The organism is Rhodococcus sp. C1, from assembly GCF_020809065.1.
Taxonomy (GTDB): Bacteria; Actinomycetota; Actinomycetes; order Mycobacteriales; family Mycobacteriaceae; genus Rhodococcus_F; species Rhodococcus_F qingshengii.
Genome location: NZ_CP078080.1, coordinates 2,992,993 through 3,011,888 on the forward strand (window position 1 = coordinate 2,992,993; position 18,896 = coordinate 3,011,888).

The 18,896-nt window shown below is 62.7% G+C and carries 17 protein-coding genes; 10 read left to right on the forward strand and 7 right to left on the reverse strand.

Annotated features, from left to right (window positions below):
- Positions 1-2: 2 nt before the first annotated feature.
- The 3 genes from KTR60_RS13895 (at position 3) to KTR60_RS13905 (ending at position 4,818) form a co-directional block, all read left to right on the forward strand.
- On the forward strand, positions 3-1,733 hold the full coding sequence (locus KTR60_RS13895; protein ID WP_228402228.1) for an ABC transporter substrate-binding protein: 1,731 nt from the start codon (positions 3-5) through the stop codon (positions 1,731-1,733).
- Complete coding sequence (locus KTR60_RS13900; RefSeq protein ID WP_007732962.1) at positions 1,730-2,308, forward strand: adenine phosphoribosyltransferase; 579 nt, start codon at positions 1,730-1,732, stop codon at positions 2,306-2,308. The genes KTR60_RS13895 and KTR60_RS13900 overlap by 4 nt, the downstream gene beginning before the upstream one ends.
- A gap of 98 nt (positions 2,309-2,406) precedes the next feature.
- A complete protein-coding gene (locus KTR60_RS13905; RefSeq protein WP_003943344.1) occupies positions 2,407-4,818 on the forward strand; it encodes a RelA/SpoT family protein in 2,412 nt (803 codons plus the stop codon).
- 52 nt (positions 4,819-4,870) lie between these two features.
- On the opposite strand, the gene KTR60_RS13910 is transcribed toward KTR60_RS13905, so the two are convergent.
- Both KTR60_RS13910 and KTR60_RS13915 read right to left on the reverse strand, forming a co-directional pair.
- Positions 4,871-5,683 (reverse strand): peptidylprolyl isomerase, encoded by an 813-nt coding sequence (locus tag KTR60_RS13910; RefSeq protein WP_228402229.1) that lies wholly within the window; start codon positions 5,681-5,683, stop codon positions 4,871-4,873.
- Positions 5,683-6,564: a peptidylprolyl isomerase gene (locus KTR60_RS13915; protein ID WP_228402230.1), complete on the reverse strand. Its 882-nt coding sequence runs from the start codon at positions 6,562-6,564 to the stop codon at positions 5,683-5,685. Before KTR60_RS13915 ends, KTR60_RS13910 begins: the two co-directional genes overlap by 1 nt.
- Before the next feature lie 195 nt (positions 6,565-6,759).
- On the opposite strand from KTR60_RS13915, the gene KTR60_RS13920 reads away from it, so the two are divergent.
- The 4 genes from KTR60_RS13920 (at position 6,760) to KTR60_RS13935 (ending at position 10,402) form a co-directional block, all read left to right on the forward strand.
- The gene (locus KTR60_RS13920; protein WP_007732970.1) at positions 6,760-7,440 is read left to right on the forward strand and encodes an MBL fold metallo-hydrolase; all 681 of its coding nucleotides are present in this window, start codon (positions 6,760-6,762) and stop codon (positions 7,438-7,440) included.
- A 15-nt stretch (positions 7,441-7,455) separates the two neighbouring features.
- A complete protein-coding gene (gene hisS, locus KTR60_RS13925; RefSeq protein ID WP_003943341.1) occupies positions 7,456-8,727 on the forward strand; it encodes a histidine--tRNA ligase in 1,272 nt (423 codons plus the stop codon).
- A complete protein-coding gene (locus KTR60_RS13930) occupies positions 8,717-9,346 on the forward strand; it encodes a hypothetical protein (protein WP_007732974.1) in 630 nt (209 codons plus the stop codon). The genes hisS and KTR60_RS13930 overlap by 11 nt, the downstream gene beginning before the upstream one ends.
- Positions 9,347-9,412: 66 nt before the next feature.
- Positions 9,413-10,402 carry a malate dehydrogenase gene (locus tag KTR60_RS13935; protein WP_042452093.1) on the forward strand — a complete coding sequence of 330 codons (990 nt, stop codon included), beginning with the start codon at positions 9,413-9,415 and terminating at the stop codon, positions 10,400-10,402.
- Positions 10,403-10,414: 12 nt separating this feature from the next.
- On the opposite strand, the gene KTR60_RS13940 is transcribed toward KTR60_RS13935, so the two are convergent.
- The gene (locus KTR60_RS13940; RefSeq protein WP_228402231.1) at positions 10,415-11,650 is read right to left on the reverse strand and encodes a hypothetical protein; all 1,236 of its coding nucleotides are present in this window, start codon (positions 11,648-11,650) and stop codon (positions 10,415-10,417) included.
- Positions 11,647-11,976: a type VII secretion target gene (locus tag KTR60_RS13945; RefSeq protein ID WP_192712461.1), complete on the reverse strand. Its 330-nt coding sequence runs from the start codon at positions 11,974-11,976 to the stop codon at positions 11,647-11,649. Before KTR60_RS13945 ends, KTR60_RS13940 begins: the two co-directional genes overlap by 4 nt.
- 173 nt (positions 11,977-12,149) lie before the next feature.
- On the opposite strand from KTR60_RS13945, the gene otsB reads away from it, so the two are divergent.
- Positions 12,150-12,938 (forward strand): trehalose-phosphatase, encoded by a 789-nt coding sequence (gene otsB, locus KTR60_RS13950; protein WP_228402232.1) that lies wholly within the window; start codon positions 12,150-12,152, stop codon positions 12,936-12,938.
- A gap of 199 nt (positions 12,939-13,137) precedes the next feature.
- On the opposite strand, the gene KTR60_RS13955 is transcribed toward otsB, so the two are convergent.
- The 3 genes from KTR60_RS13955 to KTR60_RS13965 form a co-directional block, all read right to left on the reverse strand.
- Positions 13,138-13,929: an ABC transporter permease subunit gene (locus KTR60_RS13955; protein ID WP_003943323.1), complete on the reverse strand. Its 792-nt coding sequence runs from the start codon at positions 13,927-13,929 to the stop codon at positions 13,138-13,140.
- Positions 13,929-14,903, reverse strand: coding sequence for an ABC transporter ATP-binding protein (locus KTR60_RS13960; protein WP_042919882.1), 975 nt, complete (start codon positions 14,901-14,903; stop codon positions 13,929-13,931). The genes KTR60_RS13955 and KTR60_RS13960 overlap by 1 nt, the downstream gene beginning before the upstream one ends.
- Positions 14,904-14,984: 81 nt before the next feature.
- Complete coding sequence (locus KTR60_RS13965; RefSeq protein ID WP_065455701.1) at positions 14,985-16,040, reverse strand: serine/threonine protein phosphatase; 1,056 nt, start codon at positions 16,038-16,040, stop codon at positions 14,985-14,987.
- Between the two features lie 466 nt (positions 16,041-16,506).
- Between KTR60_RS13965 and KTR60_RS13970 the strand changes: the two genes are divergently transcribed.
- Both KTR60_RS13970 and kstD read left to right on the forward strand, forming a co-directional pair.
- Positions 16,507-17,127, forward strand: a complete 621-nt coding sequence (locus KTR60_RS13970; protein WP_039972893.1) for a TetR/AcrR family transcriptional regulator — start codon at positions 16,507-16,509, stop codon at positions 17,125-17,127.
- On the forward strand, positions 17,127-18,890 hold the full coding sequence (kstD, locus tag KTR60_RS13975; RefSeq protein WP_228402233.1) for a 3-oxosteroid 1-dehydrogenase: 1,764 nt from the start codon (positions 17,127-17,129) through the stop codon (positions 18,888-18,890). Before KTR60_RS13970 ends, kstD begins: the two co-directional genes overlap by 1 nt.
- Positions 18,891-18,896: the final 6 nt, after the last annotated feature.

Sequence of the window (18,896 nt, forward strand, 5' to 3'; positions counted from 1 at the left end):
ACATGCTCCCAAGAACACGCACACTGGTTCGATCGATGACGTTCGTTGCGGCCACCGCTGTGGCTGCGGGTTCGTTGGCGGCCTGCTCGGAAAGCGCCGAGCAGGTTCCGTCCATCGGATATGCCATCGACAACTCCATCTCCACGTACAACGCCAACACGACAGCTGGATCGGTGTCCGGGGCGATGGCCGCGTTCGGCCGGGTGCTTCCCGGCTTCACGTTCACCGGCCCGGCCGGAGCACCTGTCTCCGACACCGACATCGGAACGGCGTCGGAGTTGCCCGGTGACGTGCTCACGGTCTCGTACAAGCTCAATCCGGCGTCCGTGTACTCCGACGGGATTCCGATGTCCTGTGACGATCTCGTCCTCACCTGGGCGGCGTCGAGTGGCAAGTTCACCGAAGACGTCGATGGTGCCGTGAAGCCCATGTTCGACACGGCGAACAATCTCGGATACGCGGACATCGACCGGATCGACTGCCAGAGCGGGGCGAAGGACGCGACGGTGTTCTTCAAACCCGGGCGATCGTTCACCGATTGGCGGTCGTTGTTCGGTGCGACTGCGTTGATGCCTTCACACGTCGTGACGCAGCGCACGGGTGTCAGCGACGTGGTGAGCGCGGTGAATGCCGGTGACACCGAAGCGTTGTCGAAGATCGCGGACTTCTGGAACACCGGGTGGAACCTGACTCCAGGTCAGGTGGACACCTCCGTACTGCCCTCCGCTGGTCCGTATCGAATCGACTCGTACAGTGCCGACGACGGCCTGGTGCTGGTCGCGAACGAGCGGTGGTGGGGCAACAAGCCGGCGACCGATCGCATCGTCGTCTGGCCACGTGGTGTGAATCTGACCGAGGATCTCGACAAGAACTCGATCGAGGTAGTCGACGTCGCTTCCGGCTCGGCTGGCGAACTCGGTACTCCGTCCGGGTTCGACGTCCAACAGATTCCGTCGCGGTCGATCGAGCAGTTCGTTCTCGCGACCTCTGGTTCGCTGGGCGACGAAGCCGCCCGTCGAGCGTTCGCGCATTGTGTTCCGCGTACGACTCTGTTCGAGAAGTTCGGGCAGACGGAGAATGCGCCGCAGGCGGGTTTGGGTTCCGGCGTGGTCGATTCGCGACTGATGGCGCCGGATTCACTCGTGTACAGCGACGCCGCTGCGGTCGACGGTGATCGGTACGCCAATGCCGACATCGAGGCTGCGAAGACGTCGTTGTCGGAAGCCGACCTCGACCAGTTGACCGTCCGGGTCGGGTACCTCGCACCGGACCCGGTGCGGGCGCAGATCGTCTCCGAAGCGAAAGCCGCGTGTGCTCCGGCGGGAATCACGGTCGAGGACGCGAGTACCGACAGCTTCGATCCCGCGAGTCTGCAGAGTGGGGGAGTCGACGCCGTGCTCTCCGGCATGGCAGGCAAAGTCGGCGCAGGCGGAACAGCGAGCATGATCGACGCGCGCGGAGCGCTGCGATCGGGCAACGGCGCAAACCTCGGTACGTACGGAAATGCCAGGATCGATCAGATCATCGATCAGTTGAACGTGGATGCGAGCACGAGTGCGCAATTGGGACTCTCGGTGGAGGCGGAGAACATCCTGTGGACCCAGGTGCCTACGATTCCACTGTTCAATCAACTACGAACTGTCGCTGTAGCTCCAGGCATGTCGGCAGTGTTGGTCAATCCGACTCGGGCCGCTACCGGCTGGAACATGGACAGATGGGTACTACGCAGATGAGCGTCTCGAATGGTGTTGCCTTGCACACGACTGAAGAATTGATCGCAATCCACCGGGCTGCCGGTGACGCCGTTGTTCGGCTGACCCGCTGGGCGGACAACTTTCCCGGTCCCGGTGTTCGGTTCGCCGATCTGACTCCGGTGTTCGCCGACGCCGAGGGGTTCGGGGCCGTGCTCGATGCCCTTGTCGCCTGTGCTCCGGACGCCGACACGATCGCCGCCGTCGATGCTCGTGGATTTCTGCTCGGTGCCGGTGCGGCCGCGAAGATGGGTGCGGGAGTCGTTGCCGTGCGGAAGGTCGGCAAACTGCCGCCGCCGGTGCTCTCTCGTTCGTACAGCCTCGAGTACGGATCCTCGACTCTCGAGATTCCCGCAAACGGCTTCGATCTCACGGGGCGGAATGTTCTGGTGATCGACGACGTTCTGGCTACCGGAGGGACACTCGAGGCGGCTGTACAGTTGGTCGAGTTGGGTGGAGCGAACGTCGTCGGCGTCGCAGTGGTGCTCGAGATCGAGGAACTGCGCGGTCGAGATCGCTTCTTGAAGTACCCACTGACATCACTGGTGAAGGTCTGAGTATTAAAGTTGTCTCCTGGGGGTCGAGTTAGACCTCCAGGGCAATTACCCGATGCAGGGCGGTTGCCTCAACCAACTCGGTGGTAGGAGGTGGCGACATGACGTCGAATCTTGATCGATCACAGAACTCGGGTGCAGTGTCGCAGGAGACGGGTGCAGTTCCGGCTCCGGAGACGACACCATCGAAGTCCGCGGTGCCCGACGATTCGGGATCTGCGCAAACTACCGGCAATCGGGGTGGGCAGAATCTGGCCGTGCCCGCTTCCGCCTCCCGTAGGGTGCGCGCTCGGCTTGCTCGACGCATCACCGGTCAGCGCAACGCCACCATCCGCCCGGTGCTCGAGCCGTTGGTCAGCCTCCACCGTGAGCTGTATCCGAAGGCCGACCTCGCGCTGCTCCAGCGTGCGTACGACGTCGCCGAGGACAGACATTCGAGCCAGCGGCGCAAGTCCGGCGATCCGTACATCACGCATCCGTTGGCCGTCGCAAGCATTCTGGCCGAGTTGGGTATGGACACCACCACCCTCGTCGCAGCCCTGCTGCACGACACCGTCGAGGACACCGGGTACTCACTCGAAGAGTTGACCAAGGACTTCGGTGACGAGGTCGCTCACCTCGTCGACGGCGTCACCAAACTCGACAAGGTCGTTCTGGGCACCGCCGCCGAGGGCGAAACCATCCGCAAGATGATCATCGCGATGGCGCGGGACCCGCGCGTGCTCGTGATCAAGGTCGCGGATCGTCTGCACAACATGCGCACGATGCGATTCCTGCCGCCAGAAAAGCAGGCACGTAAGGCGCGAGAGACTCTCGAAGTCATTGCGCCACTTGCACATCGACTCGGAATGGCGACCGTCAAGTGGGAACTCGAGGACCTCTCATTCGCCATCTTGCACCCGAAGAAGTATGACGAGATCGTTCGACTGGTCGCCGATCGCGCGCCTTCTCGTGACACCTATCTGGCCAAGGTTCGCGCCGAGATCAACTCGACCCTGTCCGCCTCGCGGATCAACGCCATCGTCGAAGGCAGGCCCAAGCATTACTGGTCGATCTATCAGAAGATGATCGTCAAGGGCCGCGATTTCGACGACATCCACGATCTGGTCGGCGTCCGCATCCTGTGTGAAGAAGTGCGTGACTGTTACGCCGCGGTCGGCGTTGTCCACTCACTGTGGCAGCCGATGGCCGGACGCTTCAAGGACTACATCGCACAGCCGCGCTACGGCGTCTACCAGTCGCTGCACACCACCGTCGTGGGACCGGAAGGCAAGCCCCTGGAGGTCCAGATCCGGACCCAGGACATGCACCGGACCGCGGAGTTCGGTATCGCCGCGCACTGGCGGTACAAGGAGACCAAGGGCAAGCACGCGGGCGACATCGCCGAGGTCGACGACATGGCGTGGATGCGTCAGCTACTCGACTGGCAACGTGAAGCGGCCGATCCGGGGGAGTTCCTCGAATCGTTGCGTTACGACCTCGCGGTCAAGGAGATCTTCGTCTTCACGCCGAAGGGTGACGTGATCACGTTGCCTGCCGGATCGACTCCCGTCGATTTCGCGTATGCGGTGCACACCGAGGTCGGGCACCGATGCATCGGTGCCAGGGTCAACGGTCGGTTGGTCGCGCTGGAACGAACTCTCGAAAACGGCGAAGTGGTGGAGGTCTTCACGTCGAAGGCCGCCACCGCCGGGCCGAGCCGAGATTGGCAGACGTTTGTCGTCTCGCCGCGTGCCAAGGCGAAGATCCGGCAGTGGTTCGCGAAGGAACGCCGCGAAGAGGCGCTCGAGTCCGGCAAGGATCAGATCGCGAAGGAAGTCCGCCGTGTGGGACTTCCGTTGCAGCGGTTGATGAATGCCGAATCGATGAGCACGATCGCGCACGAACTTCGCTATCCCGACGTCTCGGCGTTGTACACGGCCGTAGGCGAGAGTCAGGTGTCGGCGCACCACGTCGTGCAGCGACTGGTTGCTCATCTGGGCGGCGTCGGCGCCGTCGAGGAGGAACTGGCCGAGCGTTCGACGCCGTCGACCATGCCGGTGCGCACCCGCAGTACGGGTGACTCCGGAATTCTGGTTCCCGGAGCACCGGGCACGGTGGCAAAACTCGCGAAGTGTTGCACGCCGGTACCGGGCGATTCGATTCTGGGCTTCGTCACGCGTGGCGGCGCGGTCAGCGTGCACCGTACCGACTGCACCAACGCCAACTCGCTCCACGATCAGTCGGAGCGAATCATCGACGTCGAATGGGCACCGTCAGCGACATCGGTGTTCCTGGTCGCGATCCAGATCGAGGCACTCGATCGTCATCGGTTGCTTTCCGACGTCACCAAGGCGTTGGCAGACGAGAAGGTGAACATCCTGTCGGCCTCGGTCACCACGTCCGGCGACCGGGTGGCGATCAGCAAGTTCACCTTCGAGATGGGCGACCCGAAGCACTTGGGTCATGTTCTCAACGTGGTTCGTAACGTGGAAGGCGTCTACGACGTCTACCGCGTGACCTCTGCCTCGTAAACTGCTGTGCGCCTTTATTAACCGCGGGCGGTTAATAAAGGCGCACAGGGGGTCAGGCGACTACTGCAGTCTCGATGGTGATCGGGGTGTTGGGTGCACCGCCGCCGGTTGCTCCCATGCCACCGTCGTCGCCGTCGGCCGCGATCTTCTCGATCGTCGCCAGGCCGGCGTCGTCGATCTTTCCGAAGACCGTGTAGTTGGGCGGCAAGACCGAATTCTCGTAGACGAGGAAGAACTGACTGCCGTTGCTGCCCGGTTTACCCGAGTTGGCCATTGCCAGCGTGCCGCGGGGGTAGACGGCAGGCAAGGAGAGTGCCGGATCGTTAGCCGGGTAGGCAGTGGTCGGGTACTCGTTGTCGAAGCCATAGCCTGGTCCGCCCGTGCCCTTGCCCGAGGGATCGCCGCACTGCAGGATCTGTAGACCGGGTGTGGTGACGAGTCGATGGCACGGGGTGTCGTCGAAGTACTTCTGCTCGGTCAAGCTCACGATGCTGTTGACCGTGCAGGGGGCTTCCGCCCGGTTCAGTTCCATCCCGATCGGGCCGGCCGTAGTCGTGAGCGCGACGTTGACGGTTCCCTCGGTGGACACACCCGTGGAGTTCGGCGGATTGACGGTTTTTGCTGCACCCGCCGCGCTCGGGTACGAGCAGTCGACGGTCGCCGACGCCGGAGTCGGGACAGGCGGGAGTGCGTCGAACTGTGACATGTCGAGCGGCGGCATGGCAGCCGTTGTCGTCTTCGCCTTGGAGGTACTGGACGGCGAGTCCGAGCTACCGGAATCACTGGAACAACCAGCCAGAAGCAGCGCTGCGACGCTTGCGGCGGCAATAACTACAGGAAAGCGCATCACAGGATTACGTCGCATCAGTCGAGCCTTACTGTCTTGATGTCGGTGGTCAGATTCGGCTTGCCGTCGCCCTCTGGTGTCGATCCGCCGGCCGCGACCTTGTCCAAAGTGGCGAGACCGGTCTCGTCGATCGTGCCGAAAACCGTGTACTGCGGCGGGAGTTGTGAGTCGCCGTAGACGAGGAAGAACTGGCTGCCGTTGCTACCGGGTGCCCCGGTGTTGGCCATCGCAACCGTGCCGCGCGCGTAGGTGACTGGCTCTTGCGCTGCCGGGTCGGTGGTGGCGTACGCCGTGGTGGGGAACTCGTTGTCGAATCCGTAGCCCGGTCCGCCGGTGCCGGTGCCCGACGGGTCACCGCACTGCAGAACCTGGAGCGAGGGGCTCGTCGTCATGCGGTGGCAGGTGGTGTTGTTGAAGTAATCCTGCTGCGCCAAGCTCACGAAGCTGTTGACCGTGCACGGAGACTTCGTTCCGTCGAGCGTGAGCCCGATGTTTCCCTGCGAGGTCTCGACGCTGATGCTCGGCGTCGCGTCCGGCGCGGTGGTGGGAATCCCGTCGGTACGAGGAGGGTTGTTGGCCTTGGACGCGGTAGCGCCGTCGGCTGGATACGAGCAGGAAACCGTGTCGGCCAGTGGCGTCGACAGACCGGCCGGCATTGCACCCGCGGTTTGTGGCGTGAGGCTCGAGTCGTCGGCAGCAGTGTTGGTGGTGTTTGCGTCGTCGTCACTGCGATTGCTCAGCCAGATGAGTCCACCGACGACGCCGACTACGACGACCACGCCGAGCGCAGTTCCGGCTATCGTCATCTGCTTGCGCTTGCGGGCACGTTCTGCGCGACGTTCGAGCTGACGCTCGAGCTTGCGTTTCGCCGCCTCGCGGCGTTGCTCGTTACTCGGCACTGCTGTAGTCCTCCGTATCGCGGGTGGATCGTGGTCGGCCGGCCGAGCGACACCCTGGGGGTCGGCTTCGGCAAGCGGCTCTACTCGTCGTCAGAGTCTCCCATTGCAACCTGAGAACTTACTGGCGGGGCAGCAGCTTAGGCTGTAACCGACAGCGTGTTGTTCGTTTCCACCCTTCGAAGAGGAGTTGCCCCCGTGCTCGTCACTGGTTTTCCGGCCGGGATGTTCCAAACCAACTGCTACATACTCGCTCAGGACGACGCGTGCGAGTGCGTAGTCGTAGATCCGGGTCAGGATGCAGCTGAGCCGCTCTTCGAATATCTGGACTCCAAGGACATGTCGGTCACGGCGGTCCTCCTGACGCACGGTCATCTCGATCACGTGTGGTCGGCCCGCGAGGTCTGTGAGCGGTATTCCGTACCCGCGTACATCCATCCCGAGGATCGCTACATGCTCAGCGATCCGGCACGGGGGATCGGCCCGACGATGAAGGAATTCATTCAAGGCATGACGTTCGTGGAGCCGGACGAGGTGATCGAACTGGCCGACGGAGACAAGATCACCGAGGCCGGAATGACGTTCGTCGTGGACCACACACCCGGGCACACGCAGGGATCGGTGGTGTTCCGCACCCAGGCGAACACCGAGAGCGGGCCCGTGGATTTGGCGTTCACCGGTGACACCCTGTTCCAGGGTTCCATCGGGCGCAGCGACCTGCCCGGCGGAAATCACGAGCAGTTGCTCGCTTCGATCGCCCGCAAGCTATTGGTACTCGGTGACGAGACAGTGGTCCTGCCCGGGCACGGCGGCAACAGTTCGATCGGCGCCGAGCGAAGCTCGAATCCGTTTCTCGTTGGACTCAGCGCACAAGAATAAGGAAAAGTACCTCTCGTGAGTAAAGCCAGCACCTTCTCTGCACCCAAGGGCATTCCGGACTACGTTCCGCCGCAGTCAGCCGAATTCGTCGCCGTTCGTGACGGTTTGACGCGCGCCGCGAGGTTGGCCGGATACGGCCACATCGAATTGCCGATCTTCGAGGACACCGGCCTGTTCGCTCGCGGTGTCGGTGAGTCGACCGACGTCGTCAGCAAAGAGATGTACACATTCGCCGACCGCGGTGACCGTTCGGTGACGTTACGTCCCGAGGGAACCGCTGGAGTCATGCGTGCGGTCATCGAGCACAGCCTCGATCGTGGACAGTTGCCGGTCAAGGTCAGCTACGCGGGCCCGTTCTTCCGCTACGAGCGCCCGCAGGCCGGTCGCTACCGCCAGTTGCAGCAGGTCGGCGTCGAAGCCATCGGGATCGACGACCCCGCGCTCGACGCTGAGGTCATCGCGATCGCCGACGCCGGATTCCGGTCGTTGGGGCTCGACGGCTTCCGCCTCGAAATCACCTCTCTCGGTGACGACACCTGCCGGCCGCAGTATCGCGAACTGCTGCAGGAGTTTCTCTTTGCACTCCCGCTCGACGAAGACACGCGTCGACGCGCCGAGATCAACCCGCTCCGCGTGCTCGACGACAAGCGCCCAGATGTACGCGAGATGACGGCCGGCGCACCGCTCATGCTCGATCACCTGTCGGAGAGCTGCAAGGCCCACTTCGACGAGGTGCTCGCGCACCTGGACGCCTTGGGCGTTCCCTATGTCGTCAACCCGCGCATGGTTCGCGGCCTCGATTACTACACCAAGACGACCTTTGAATTCGTGCACGACGGACTGGGTGCGCAGTCGGGAATCGGTGGTGGTGGTCGTTACGACGGTCTGATGGAACAGCTGGGTGGACAGCCGCTCTCGGGCATCGGGTTCGGAATCGGCGTCGACCGCACGGTTCTCGCGCTCGAGGCCGAGGGCAAGTCCGTTGCGCCACCGGCGCGTGTCGACGTCTTCTGCGTACCGATGGGTGCCGAGGCGAAGGCTGCACTGGTGAAGATCGCACATCAGTTGCGTGCCAATGGGATTCGCGTCGACCTGGCGTACGGAAACCGCGGTGTGAAGGGCTCGATGAAGGCAGCTGATCGTTCGGGTGCCGCAATCGCTTTGGTTCTCGGCGAGCGTGAACTCGAAGAGGGCGTTGTCGTTGTCAAACAGTTGGCAACAGGTGAGCAGGAGGCAGTGGCGCTCGACCAGGTTGTCGACAAGCTCGGGGAACTCGTTGAGCACTGAGGCCGAACCGGTTTCGCTCGATCTGGTTCCCGTGGCGTTGATCGCGCCGCGGCTGAAGAAATTCGCCGTTGTTGTCGTGGTGTTCGGTGTGGTCGTCGGGTTGATCGTCAGTGTGTTCTCGACGGCGACCGTTGGAGTGATCGTCGGTGCCGTCATCGCGGTGCCGACGTCACTTGCGATCCTGATGACGCTGCGCCGGCACATCACGTTGTACGGCAACAGAGTTCGTGCGCAAGCTGGTTTTCGAACCAACGTCGTCGACGTGGCCGAGGTACTCACGGCGGCATTGACGGTGCGATCCGGCCGGATCAGCGAAGTCAGCTTGACGCTCGGCGACGGACGGTCCACCGTGCGGATCCCGCTCGCGTTGTATACCGCGGGGGGTGGGCGCGAGTTGGAGATCCTTGCACTCCGCAAGCTCGCCGACGCGCTGGCGGCCAGCGAGTTGGTACCGGCTGCCGCGTTGTCCTCGGTGCTGATCGAACAGTTGCGTGCCGAAGCCCGCGGCGCCGGACTCGCCGAGCGTCCGCTCTACCGCGCCGTCGAACTCGTGACGGCGGAGGGACGAGTGCCGAGAACCACACTGACAGACCACGAAGTGGCCGGTTTACTCGACTAGCGTGGAAACCGTTCTTACAGCGTTGTAGAACGGACAGTCGTGAAAACGGCAGGTGAGGAGTCGGCAATGAGTATTGCGCCCGTAACCGTCACGGTAACCGGAGCGTCGGGTCAGATCGCATACGGAATGCTTTTCCGCATAGCTGCGGGGGAGATGCTCGGCGCTGACGTCCCGATCAAACTTCGACTGCTCGAGATTCCTGCCGCCGTGTCCGCTGCCGAAGGCGTTGCGATGGAACTCGAAGACGGCGCATTTCCGTTGCTGAGCTCCATCGACATCACTGACGATCCCGATGTCGCCTTCTCCGGCGCGAACGTCGGGATGCTGGTCGGCGCACGTCCGCGGAGCAAGGGGATGGAGCGTGCCGATTTGCTGAGCGCGAACGGCGCGATTTTCACAGCCCACGGGAAGGCGATCAACAACAACGCAGCCTCGGACGTCAAGGTGCTGGTCGTGGGAAACCCGGCCAACACCAACGCGCTCATCGCGATGAACAATGCACCGGACGTGCCCGATACTCGGTTCAGTGCGCTGACACGTCTCGACCACAACCGAGCGATCGCGCAGGTGGTGAAGAAGACCGGGGTTCGTGCGTCGTCGGTGCGCAAGGTGTCCGTCTGGGGAAACCATTCGGCGACGCAGTACCCGGACCTGTCCCACGCGACTGTCGCAGGTGAGCCTGCACTCGCGGTGATCGACGACCGCGACTGGGTGGAGAACGATTTCATCCCGACTGTGCAGGTGCGAGGCACCGCCATCATCGCTGCGCGGGGATCGTCCTCTGCGGCGAGTGCGGCCAGCGCGTCGATCGACCACGTCCGCGACTGGGTGATCGGTACCGCCGAGGACGACTGGGTATCCATGGCCGTCTGTTCGGACGGTTCCTACGGAGTGCCCGAAGGATTGATCTCTTCCTTCCCGGTGACCTGTGCCGATGGCGAGTTCGCTATCGTTCCCGACCTCGCGATCGACGACTTCTCACGCGAACGGATCGACCTGTCCGTCAGCGAACTGGAGCAGGAGCGTGCGGCGGTGCGGGAGTTGGGCTTCGTCTGAGGTTTGTCTTGATCAGAGATCTCGGAACAGGTACTGATCGGGATCGTCAGCCCCGAGCACGGGCGGCGACACCATCGGCAGATCGTCGACCATCGAATTCTCGTCGCCGGCAGTGACGAGATACCTCGGGGTAGTGCGTGGCGACTCGTCGTCCCGAGATCCGCGGGGTCCACCGCCCAGCATGCCGCCCGGCGACATGCCGCTACTGCCGACTGCCGACGATGGTGCACCCAGGCCGGGCGTTGTTACCGGAACCGGTTGAACTGCAGCAACTCCCGCTGCGCCCCTCACCATTCCGCCGGTAGTGCCACCGCTTCCGCTCACCCATGCTCCGCCTGAACTTGCCGTCGCACTGGGTGACGGCGACGCGCCGGCTGCGAGTGACGTCGACGGATTGCCTGCGCCCCACAGCTTGTCGACGCCGGTCGGAAGCCCGGCGCCGGCCCGTGCAGCCGAAGTTCGAACAGCCTCTGTGCCTGGCTGAGTGGAGTCCGGGTGGGTGGAGTACGGCGCATCACCGGCATCGGTTGAGGCAGAAAGAGGTTGGGCGATCTGACGGGCGGCGTTGTTGATTGCCTCCGCAGTGACCAGGTTGGAGAGTGCCTCACTGGTCGGTGGGGTCGGCACGGGGATCGGTCCGGCAAGGGCGTTCATGGCTGCGGTGTGCCCGAGCATCTCCCCACGCGTCCGAGTCACCGCCGCGACGGCTGCCTGCATGTGTTCAGCTGCCGAGGCAAGCAACATCGCCTGTCCTGGTGGTGTCCACGCGATGGGCGCGGCAGCTGCAACCGTGGTGGCGAAGGACTGCGCGATTGCCGCGAGATTCGCGTTGCCTCGCTGCACCGATTCCGCGGCGGCGGCAGCAGTTTTCGATATCGCGGTTCCGCGTTCGCTCAATTCTGCGCCGCTGTTCTGGGCGGATCGCGACAGTTCGGTCGCGGCGTCACTGCCGGTGCTGTTCCAGGTCTGGCCCACGTCGGCGACCGCGCTTCGGGACAGTCCCATGGCGTGGTCGATGAGAGTGGACGCCTGATCGAAGATGCCGACGGGATCGATGCCCGCAAAAGTGCCTGTGCCGAGACTCTTCCCGAGTTCGATCAAGGGCGTGAACAGATCTTCGATTCCGGGGAGTGCCGGTACCGGTATGCCGGCGAGCATCGATTCGACCACATTGTTCGGCAGTACCGGGGCAGGAGCGCCACCGTGAAGGAATTCGATGACGGTCGTCGAGTCGTCTTCGGTGCTCACGCGGTCGCGCCCGTCGGTCCGGCCGCAGCGGTCAGATCTGTTGCGATTGCATGATCTGTGGTGTCGTAGGCCTGCGCGGCTGCACCGGCCGTCGCGGCGTTGCCGGCGTAGAACGTGGCGAGTGCTGCAACATCTTTGGTGTGTGTGGCCTGAGCGCGCGCGAATGCTTCGAGAAATTCGATCCCGACGGGGCCCACGGCCGGTGCGACTGCTGCGATGTTTGCACCCAGATCGACGGCGGCGGCCTGCGCGATGCGTCCTGCCGCTTCGGTCGACGTCGAGCCGTACTTTCGGATGCCGTCAGTGGCGACAGTCAATTCGCTCATCATTACCCCCCAGTTGGTAAGCGTGGTGAGAACTGTATCGGACCACAGTCCGCCCTTGCAGGGAGAGAACGCGAGTTCGCCAGCGGTTCCGGACAACTTGGACGAAGTGGCGGAGATTACATTCGGATCCGGTGTTGGTATTGCGGGTGCGATCGATTTGGCACACTCGAACCATGCGAACCGCTGCGGACGTCATCCTCCGACTCACGTCCGATCCAGCTCGCTGTGGACTGGTGATGGATTTCGACGGTGTGCTTGCACCCATCGTCGATGATCCGTCGGCGAGTGCACTCCTGCCCGGCGCCGAGGACGTGCTCGCGACTCTGACGAAACACCTCGGTGTTGTCGGCTTGCTCTCGGGACGGCCTGTGTCGTTCTTGCGAGAGCGGCTCAGCTTGAATTCCGTTGTGCTCATGGGTTCCTACGGCGTCGAGACCTGGACGGACGACGGAATCCACGTGCTTCCGGCCGTCGCGGCGTTCAGTGATGCTGTCGCCGAAGCAGAAGCCGAATTGCGACGCTTGTTCGACTCTCCGGCAGTTCCTGGCATCCATGTCGAGAGCAAAGGCCTTGCGGTGGCCGTGCATTGGCGTCGGGCCGCGGATCGTGCGGTCGCGCAGCGCCTGGTGGAAGCAGCGACGACAGAAATCGCGAGCCGGACCGGGTTGCGGCGTGAGCCCGGCAAGTTGGTCGAGGAATTGCGCCCACCCGTTGAGGAGGACAAGGGGACAGGCCTCCTTCGCGCGATCGCGGCCGCAGGGGTCGACGTCGTCGCGTACGCGGGCGACGACCGGGGTGACCTACCGGCCTTTGCCGCTGTCCTTGCCTCGGGTGGAGAAGCGTTGGTGGTCAAGGGCGACGACATCGCACCGGAAGTGGCTGCTGTCGACGGCGTCCAGTTCGACGGCCCGCAGGCATTCCTCGATTGGATGAAAGAGCTTGCCGCGCAACTGGAACGCTGACATGTGAGGTCAGTCTGCCAAGAACTCGACCAGGTCTTATTTCGAGGTGCCGCGTCCGCGGGGCAGAGTGACGCGAACCCGCGCGTGCCCTGTTCCTTGGCGTGATCGACAAGCGCTGCGGGTTCTGTCAACGCGAAACTGGCCGCACCGGAAGGGCTCCGGTGCGGCCAGTTTCGGTCTTGGTCGGTTTGCGACTCGGTCAGGCGTCGCGCTTGTTGACGACGGCGATGCTGATTCCGAATATCACCAGCACAAACGCTGCGAAGTAGAACAAGCTTCCCCAAGGGCCCCAATGGAAATTGGTGCTCGAACCCGAAGAGAGGAAGTGGTCGGCATTGGCGAACGGGAGGAACGGTGTGACGTTTCTGCCGAAGGATCCGAACATGCCGAACAGGCTCTCGATGAGCAGTGGCCACAGCAGCAGTAGTGCAATGGCGCCGGCGGACTGACGAAGGAGTGCTCCGACGGCGATGGCAAGGGCGACGCAGAGGAACGCGAAGATCGGTACGCCGTAAACGGCACGCCAGGCATCGGCGTTGTCGAGTGCCAGATTGGTGGAACCTTCAGAGCCTGCCGCAGCTTTGGTGATGAATACCGCGCCGAGCATGAGAACGAAGGACAGTACCGCGCCGAAAGCCCCGATCAGGCCGGCTTTGGCGATCAGAACCGAAGCCCGACTCGGGATGGCCTGGAAGGTGGTACGGATGATGCCAAAGCGGTACTCGCTGGTGATCGCGAGCGCCGCCATGATCATCAGGACCATGACGCCGAATCCGGATACTCCTAGCCCCGCGTCGTTGAACGTGGGGAGGAATTTCTCGAAATCAGGAGTTCCTGATGCGGCTTCGTCGTTGTACGCCTGAATGCTCGAACTCGACGAACGCCCGATCATCCAGGCGACGCCCAACCCTAGGACGATGATTGTGATCGTGCACCACAGCGGCGACTTGGTCGTGGTGATCTTGATACGTTCAGCACTGAGAACAGCCATTACAGTGCACCTCCCATAGCGTGCTGTGTGTTTGCGTGGTGGGCTCCGGCGCCCGGATCGATACCGGATGCGTGGTACTGGACATCGTCTCCGGTCAACTTCATGAACGCATCCTCGAGCGATCCCTGCACAGAAGCCAACTCGTGCAACACGATTCCCTGCGAACCAGCCAAACCACCGATCACATCGGTGGTCGAATCCACGACCACCAACACCGGCTCCGATCCTGAATGTTCCTCGCGGACAGTCAGTCCCTGGGCAGTCAATGCGGCATGGAGAGCGTCCAATTGTGGGCTGCGCACGCGCACCGTCGACTCCGACGAACGATCCACGAACTCCGCGACCGTCGAATCCGAAATCAACCGACCCCGACCGATCACCACCAACTGCTCCGCCGTGAGCGCCATCTCCGACAGGAGGTGACTCGACACCAGCACCGTGCGGCCCTCGGCCGCCAACCGCTGCATGAACTTACGAATCCAGACGATGCCCTCCGGATCGAGACCGTTGACCGGCTCGTCGAACAACAACACCTTCGGATCCCCCAACAACGCACCCGCCAACCCCAGACGCTGCGACATACCCAACGAGAACCCGCCGGCCTTCTTGCCCGCCACCTCGGACAACCCGACCAACCCGAGCACCTCGTCGACGCGGGACTTCGGGATCCCGTTCGAAGCAGCCATCCACTGCAGATGCGCACGCGCACTGCGATTGGGGTGCACCCACTTCGCATCCAGCAACGCACCCACCGTCCGCAACGGCGTCTTGAGCTCGCGGTACGGCTTGCCCTCGATCAACGCCGCACCCGACGTCGGCTGATCCAAACCCAGGATCATCCGCATCGTCGTCGACTTGCCTGCACCGTTCGGGCCCAGGAAGCCCGTCACGATGCCCGGCTTGACCGTGAACGACAAGTCGTCCACCGCTTTCGTCGGTCCGTAAACCTTGGTCAATCCCCTCAGTTCAATCATGAGGAGAACTGTGCCCTACCGGCACTGACCAGCACATCGGTCCCGAGGATGACATGAACCCTGAGATGTGAATACGGCAGTTCAGGGAAAACCCTGTGCTCGACCGGAAGTCGGAACTGGCGCGGCATGCGGGTAGGGCGCATCGAAGTCGCCGTCGAACAATCGCCAGTAGAAGTCGTTCATCCTCGCAGCGACGGGCGCGTGCCGTGTCACGATCGCGGCCACCTCTGGTGTCACATCACCTGGAATATGACCTGTGGCGCATCGTCGTACGTACTGGTTGCGGGCGACTGGTCCGCCGCTCGTCGGCCTCGGTACCCCGCAGACCTCGGTCACCAGCCAGTTGACCAGAAGCATGGCGGCGTAGTCGGCGTCATGAGTGGCGTGGCGCCGGACGAAGTCGTGCTCGGCAGTCGACAGGTCGAAGTGTGGGGATGTGGCCAGTCCGAAGTCGGTGAGATAGATCCGCTCCATGTCGGTGCGCATGTTGCCGAAATGTCCGTCCATGTGCAGCAACTGTCGATCGCGCAAGAATGCCACGATCTCCGAAAACTGTCGCTCGACTTCGGCAGCTTTGGCGGACGGGTTGTCTTCCAGCCAATTCGAGATCGGGTGTTCGATGTACTCGCAGAACAGTACGAGGCTGCACGGCGCAGCGGCAAGCGCTTCGAGACGGGTCCGCACTTCACGGCTGGCGCCGGCGGTGTGAACGGAATCGATGTCGGCGTGTTCGGCCGCAACGGGCGAACGTCCGGGAAGTATCCGCCAGTGGTAAAGCATTGGGAACGACTGTGTTTCGCCGGCCAGAACGGCATCGGTGACCACGATGTTCGCGGCCAGTTCTCGCCAGGCGTTGAAGCTTGGGCCACCAATGCCGTACTGGCAGAACGTCGGCAGATCGAAATGGTTGGAAGTAGAGCCCACCTCGGCGATTTCCCGCACGCTCAGTGGGATGCGTTTGGTGAATACCGGAACGCCGTTGAGCCTGTTGTCATAGACCCTGATCACTCCTGCGGCGCCACCTACGCCGACACTCGAGATTTGAACGGTGTCGACCAGTCGGGCCAGTTCGACATCGTTCTGGGAAGACAGGAACGCCGACAGCATTCGGTGGCGGTCAATCCTGACGTCTGTCATTCCACGACTGTGCCACAGGCTCGTCCGGCTTCGATTTCGCGGAGCCGCCTGTCGAAGTCACCGATTCTGGCGGTGTCCTCGTAGTAGACCTCTTGCTCGATGATCTTTCCCACTTGGTCCGAACGAGAAGCACTGTTCGATTTCGATAGATGACGGCGCCGTCGGGGCCGAGGGCTCGGTCGTCGAAACGGGCGAGCAGGGTCATGCGCCAGAGTGGACCACCGAAATACCCTTCGGTGACCGCGCCTTGAAGCCCCGCATCGACAAATTCTTGGAGAAACGTCTCGATTCGGTCCCCATCGTTTCATCTTCGAAGCTTGTCGTGGCATCGAATGCCCTGTCAACGAAATGCCCGGGTCTGCTGATATCTGACAGAGAATTGGATATTGACAGTGACTGTCACAATAGGTGAGACTCGCATTATCGAGAACGGCCGGATCTCGGCCGAGGCGGGAGGACGTTGCTGATGTCACTACGGGAGAGACAGCGGTTGCAGGTGCGAGCAGACATTCAACGTGCGGCATTCGATCTGTTCGCGCGTGACGGTTTCGAGGACGTGACCACCGAGCAGATTGCGGCGGCAGCGGGGGTGTCGGCGAGTACGTACTTTCGGCACGTTCGTAACAAGGAGGATCTGCTGTTGGATCCGGTCAGGCAGGGCGGTGCCGGAATCGTGACGTTGCTCGAGGATCGCCCACCGACCGAGTCGGCTGATCTTGCGATATCACGGGCAATCCTCGAGCGTTCCAATGCTTTCGAGTCCGCGGAGATCGATCAGTGGCGATCGGCGTTCCGTACCGCGCCGCACCTGATGGATCGTGTCGCTCTGATCGCGCCCGAGCATCGTGATCGGTTGGTCGAGTTGGTGGCGCAACGTATGCAACTCGATCCGGAAAACGACAGCCGCCCAGGACTTCTCGTTCATTTGATGTTGGCGGCGGCGGAGTTCGGTTATCGGCAATGGATACGTAACCCTCACAAGCGCGGGGCATCACTTCCCGTGTGCGTCGAGGGGGCGCTCGACGCTGTTCGAGGATCCCGGTGGCACACGCAGGACGAAGATGACACGAAAGGTCGTGACCAGTGATGGACGAGAACCCTCAGGGCGCCGTGCCGCCCGTAGTAGATGTGCCCGTAGTGGATGTCGTTGTTGTCGGATCGGGGGCTGCCGGCATGTCCGCAGCCATCACCGCAGCCCGCAACGGACTCTCGACGATACTCGTGGAGAAGTCCGAATACTGGGGCGGTTCGTCGTCCCGGTCCGGGGGCGGCGTGTGGATTCCGGGAAACTCGATACTTCGCCGCGAGGCACCGACAGATGATATCGACTCTGCGCGAACATATCTGAAGAGCATTGTCGGAGAGGATGCAGACACCGACCGAATCGACACGTATATCGATCGAGGTCCGGAAGCCCTCGATTTCCTGATTCGTCACTCTGCACTCGAGCTCGAATGGGTGAAGGGTTACTCCGACTACTTTCCCGAGGCACCTGGCGGACGTGCAAGCGGCCGCTCGTGCGAGCCGCGCCCGTTCGACGCGCGAGCTCTGGGCGACGATCTTGCGACACTTCATCCGCCGTACATGAAGGTTCCGCTCAACATGGTTGTCCAACAATCTGATTACCGTTGGCTGAGCACGGGGATCCGGCATTGGCGGGGTCCGGTGCGGATGCTTCGGGTAGGACTGAGATCCCTGGCCGCAAGAGCTCGGAAGAAGAAGCTGATCGGGCTCGGGCCGGCGCTCATGGCCGAACTGATGCTCGGAGTTCGGGACGCCGGAGTGACGGTGGAGCTCGGGACGAGGCTTGTGGATTTGGTAACCGACAGTGATCGTGTCGTGGGTGTGCGACTCGAGTCCGGGGGAGTGCAGACCACCATGCACGCTCGATGCGGTGTCATCCTCGCGTGTGGCGGGTTCGACAACAACGACGACATGCGAGGCGAGTACCAGCGCCGGCCGAGTAGCGCGCAGTGGACTCTCGGGGCACCGACCAATACCGGGGACGGTATCCGTGCAGCTCTACGCGTCGACGCCGCAATTTCGTACATGGACGACGCGTGGTGGGCCCCGTCGATTCCACTGCCCAAAGGCCCGTGGTTCGCCTTGGCGGAACGCTCGTTGCCTCGCAGCCTCATGGTCAACGCCAGCGGTCAGCGCTTCATGAACGAGTCACTTCCCTATGTCGAAGCGGCACACGCCATGTTCGGCGGAAAGTACGGCCGAGGTGAAGGACCCGCTGAGAACATCCCGGCTTGGCTGATCTTCGATCAGACGTACCGTGACCGTTACCTGTTCGCGGGGGTTCCGGCGCGCAGGCCGATACCTCGGTCGTGGATCGAATCGGGTGCGATTGTGCGAGCTGGATCGATTGCCGAACTCGCTGCCGAGATCGGAGTGCCGGGCGATGCGCTGTCCGCCACCATCACACGATTCAACAGCTGTGCGCGCGACGGAATCGATCGCGACTTCGGCCGTGGGACAAGCAGATACGACCACTACTACGGCGATTGCACCAACAAGCCCAACCCCAGCCTCGGAGAACTCACGAAGGGTCCGTTCTATGCCGCGAAGATGGTGCCTGGAGACCTCGGGACCAAAGGCGGCATCAACACGGACGCTCGCGCGCGAGCGTTGCGCGCCGACGGTTCGGTCATCGACGGGCTCTACGCAGCAGGTAACACCAGCTCACCGGTGATGGGTCATACCTATGCTGGTCCAGGTGCAACTATCGGTCCCGCAATGGTTTTCGGATATCTGGCGGCGCTCGATGCGGTCGGACGATCCCAGAACGGTAGTGAACTCGAGACCGAAGGCAGGAATAATGGTTTGGCAGATCGCCGTGGGTAGGGTTCT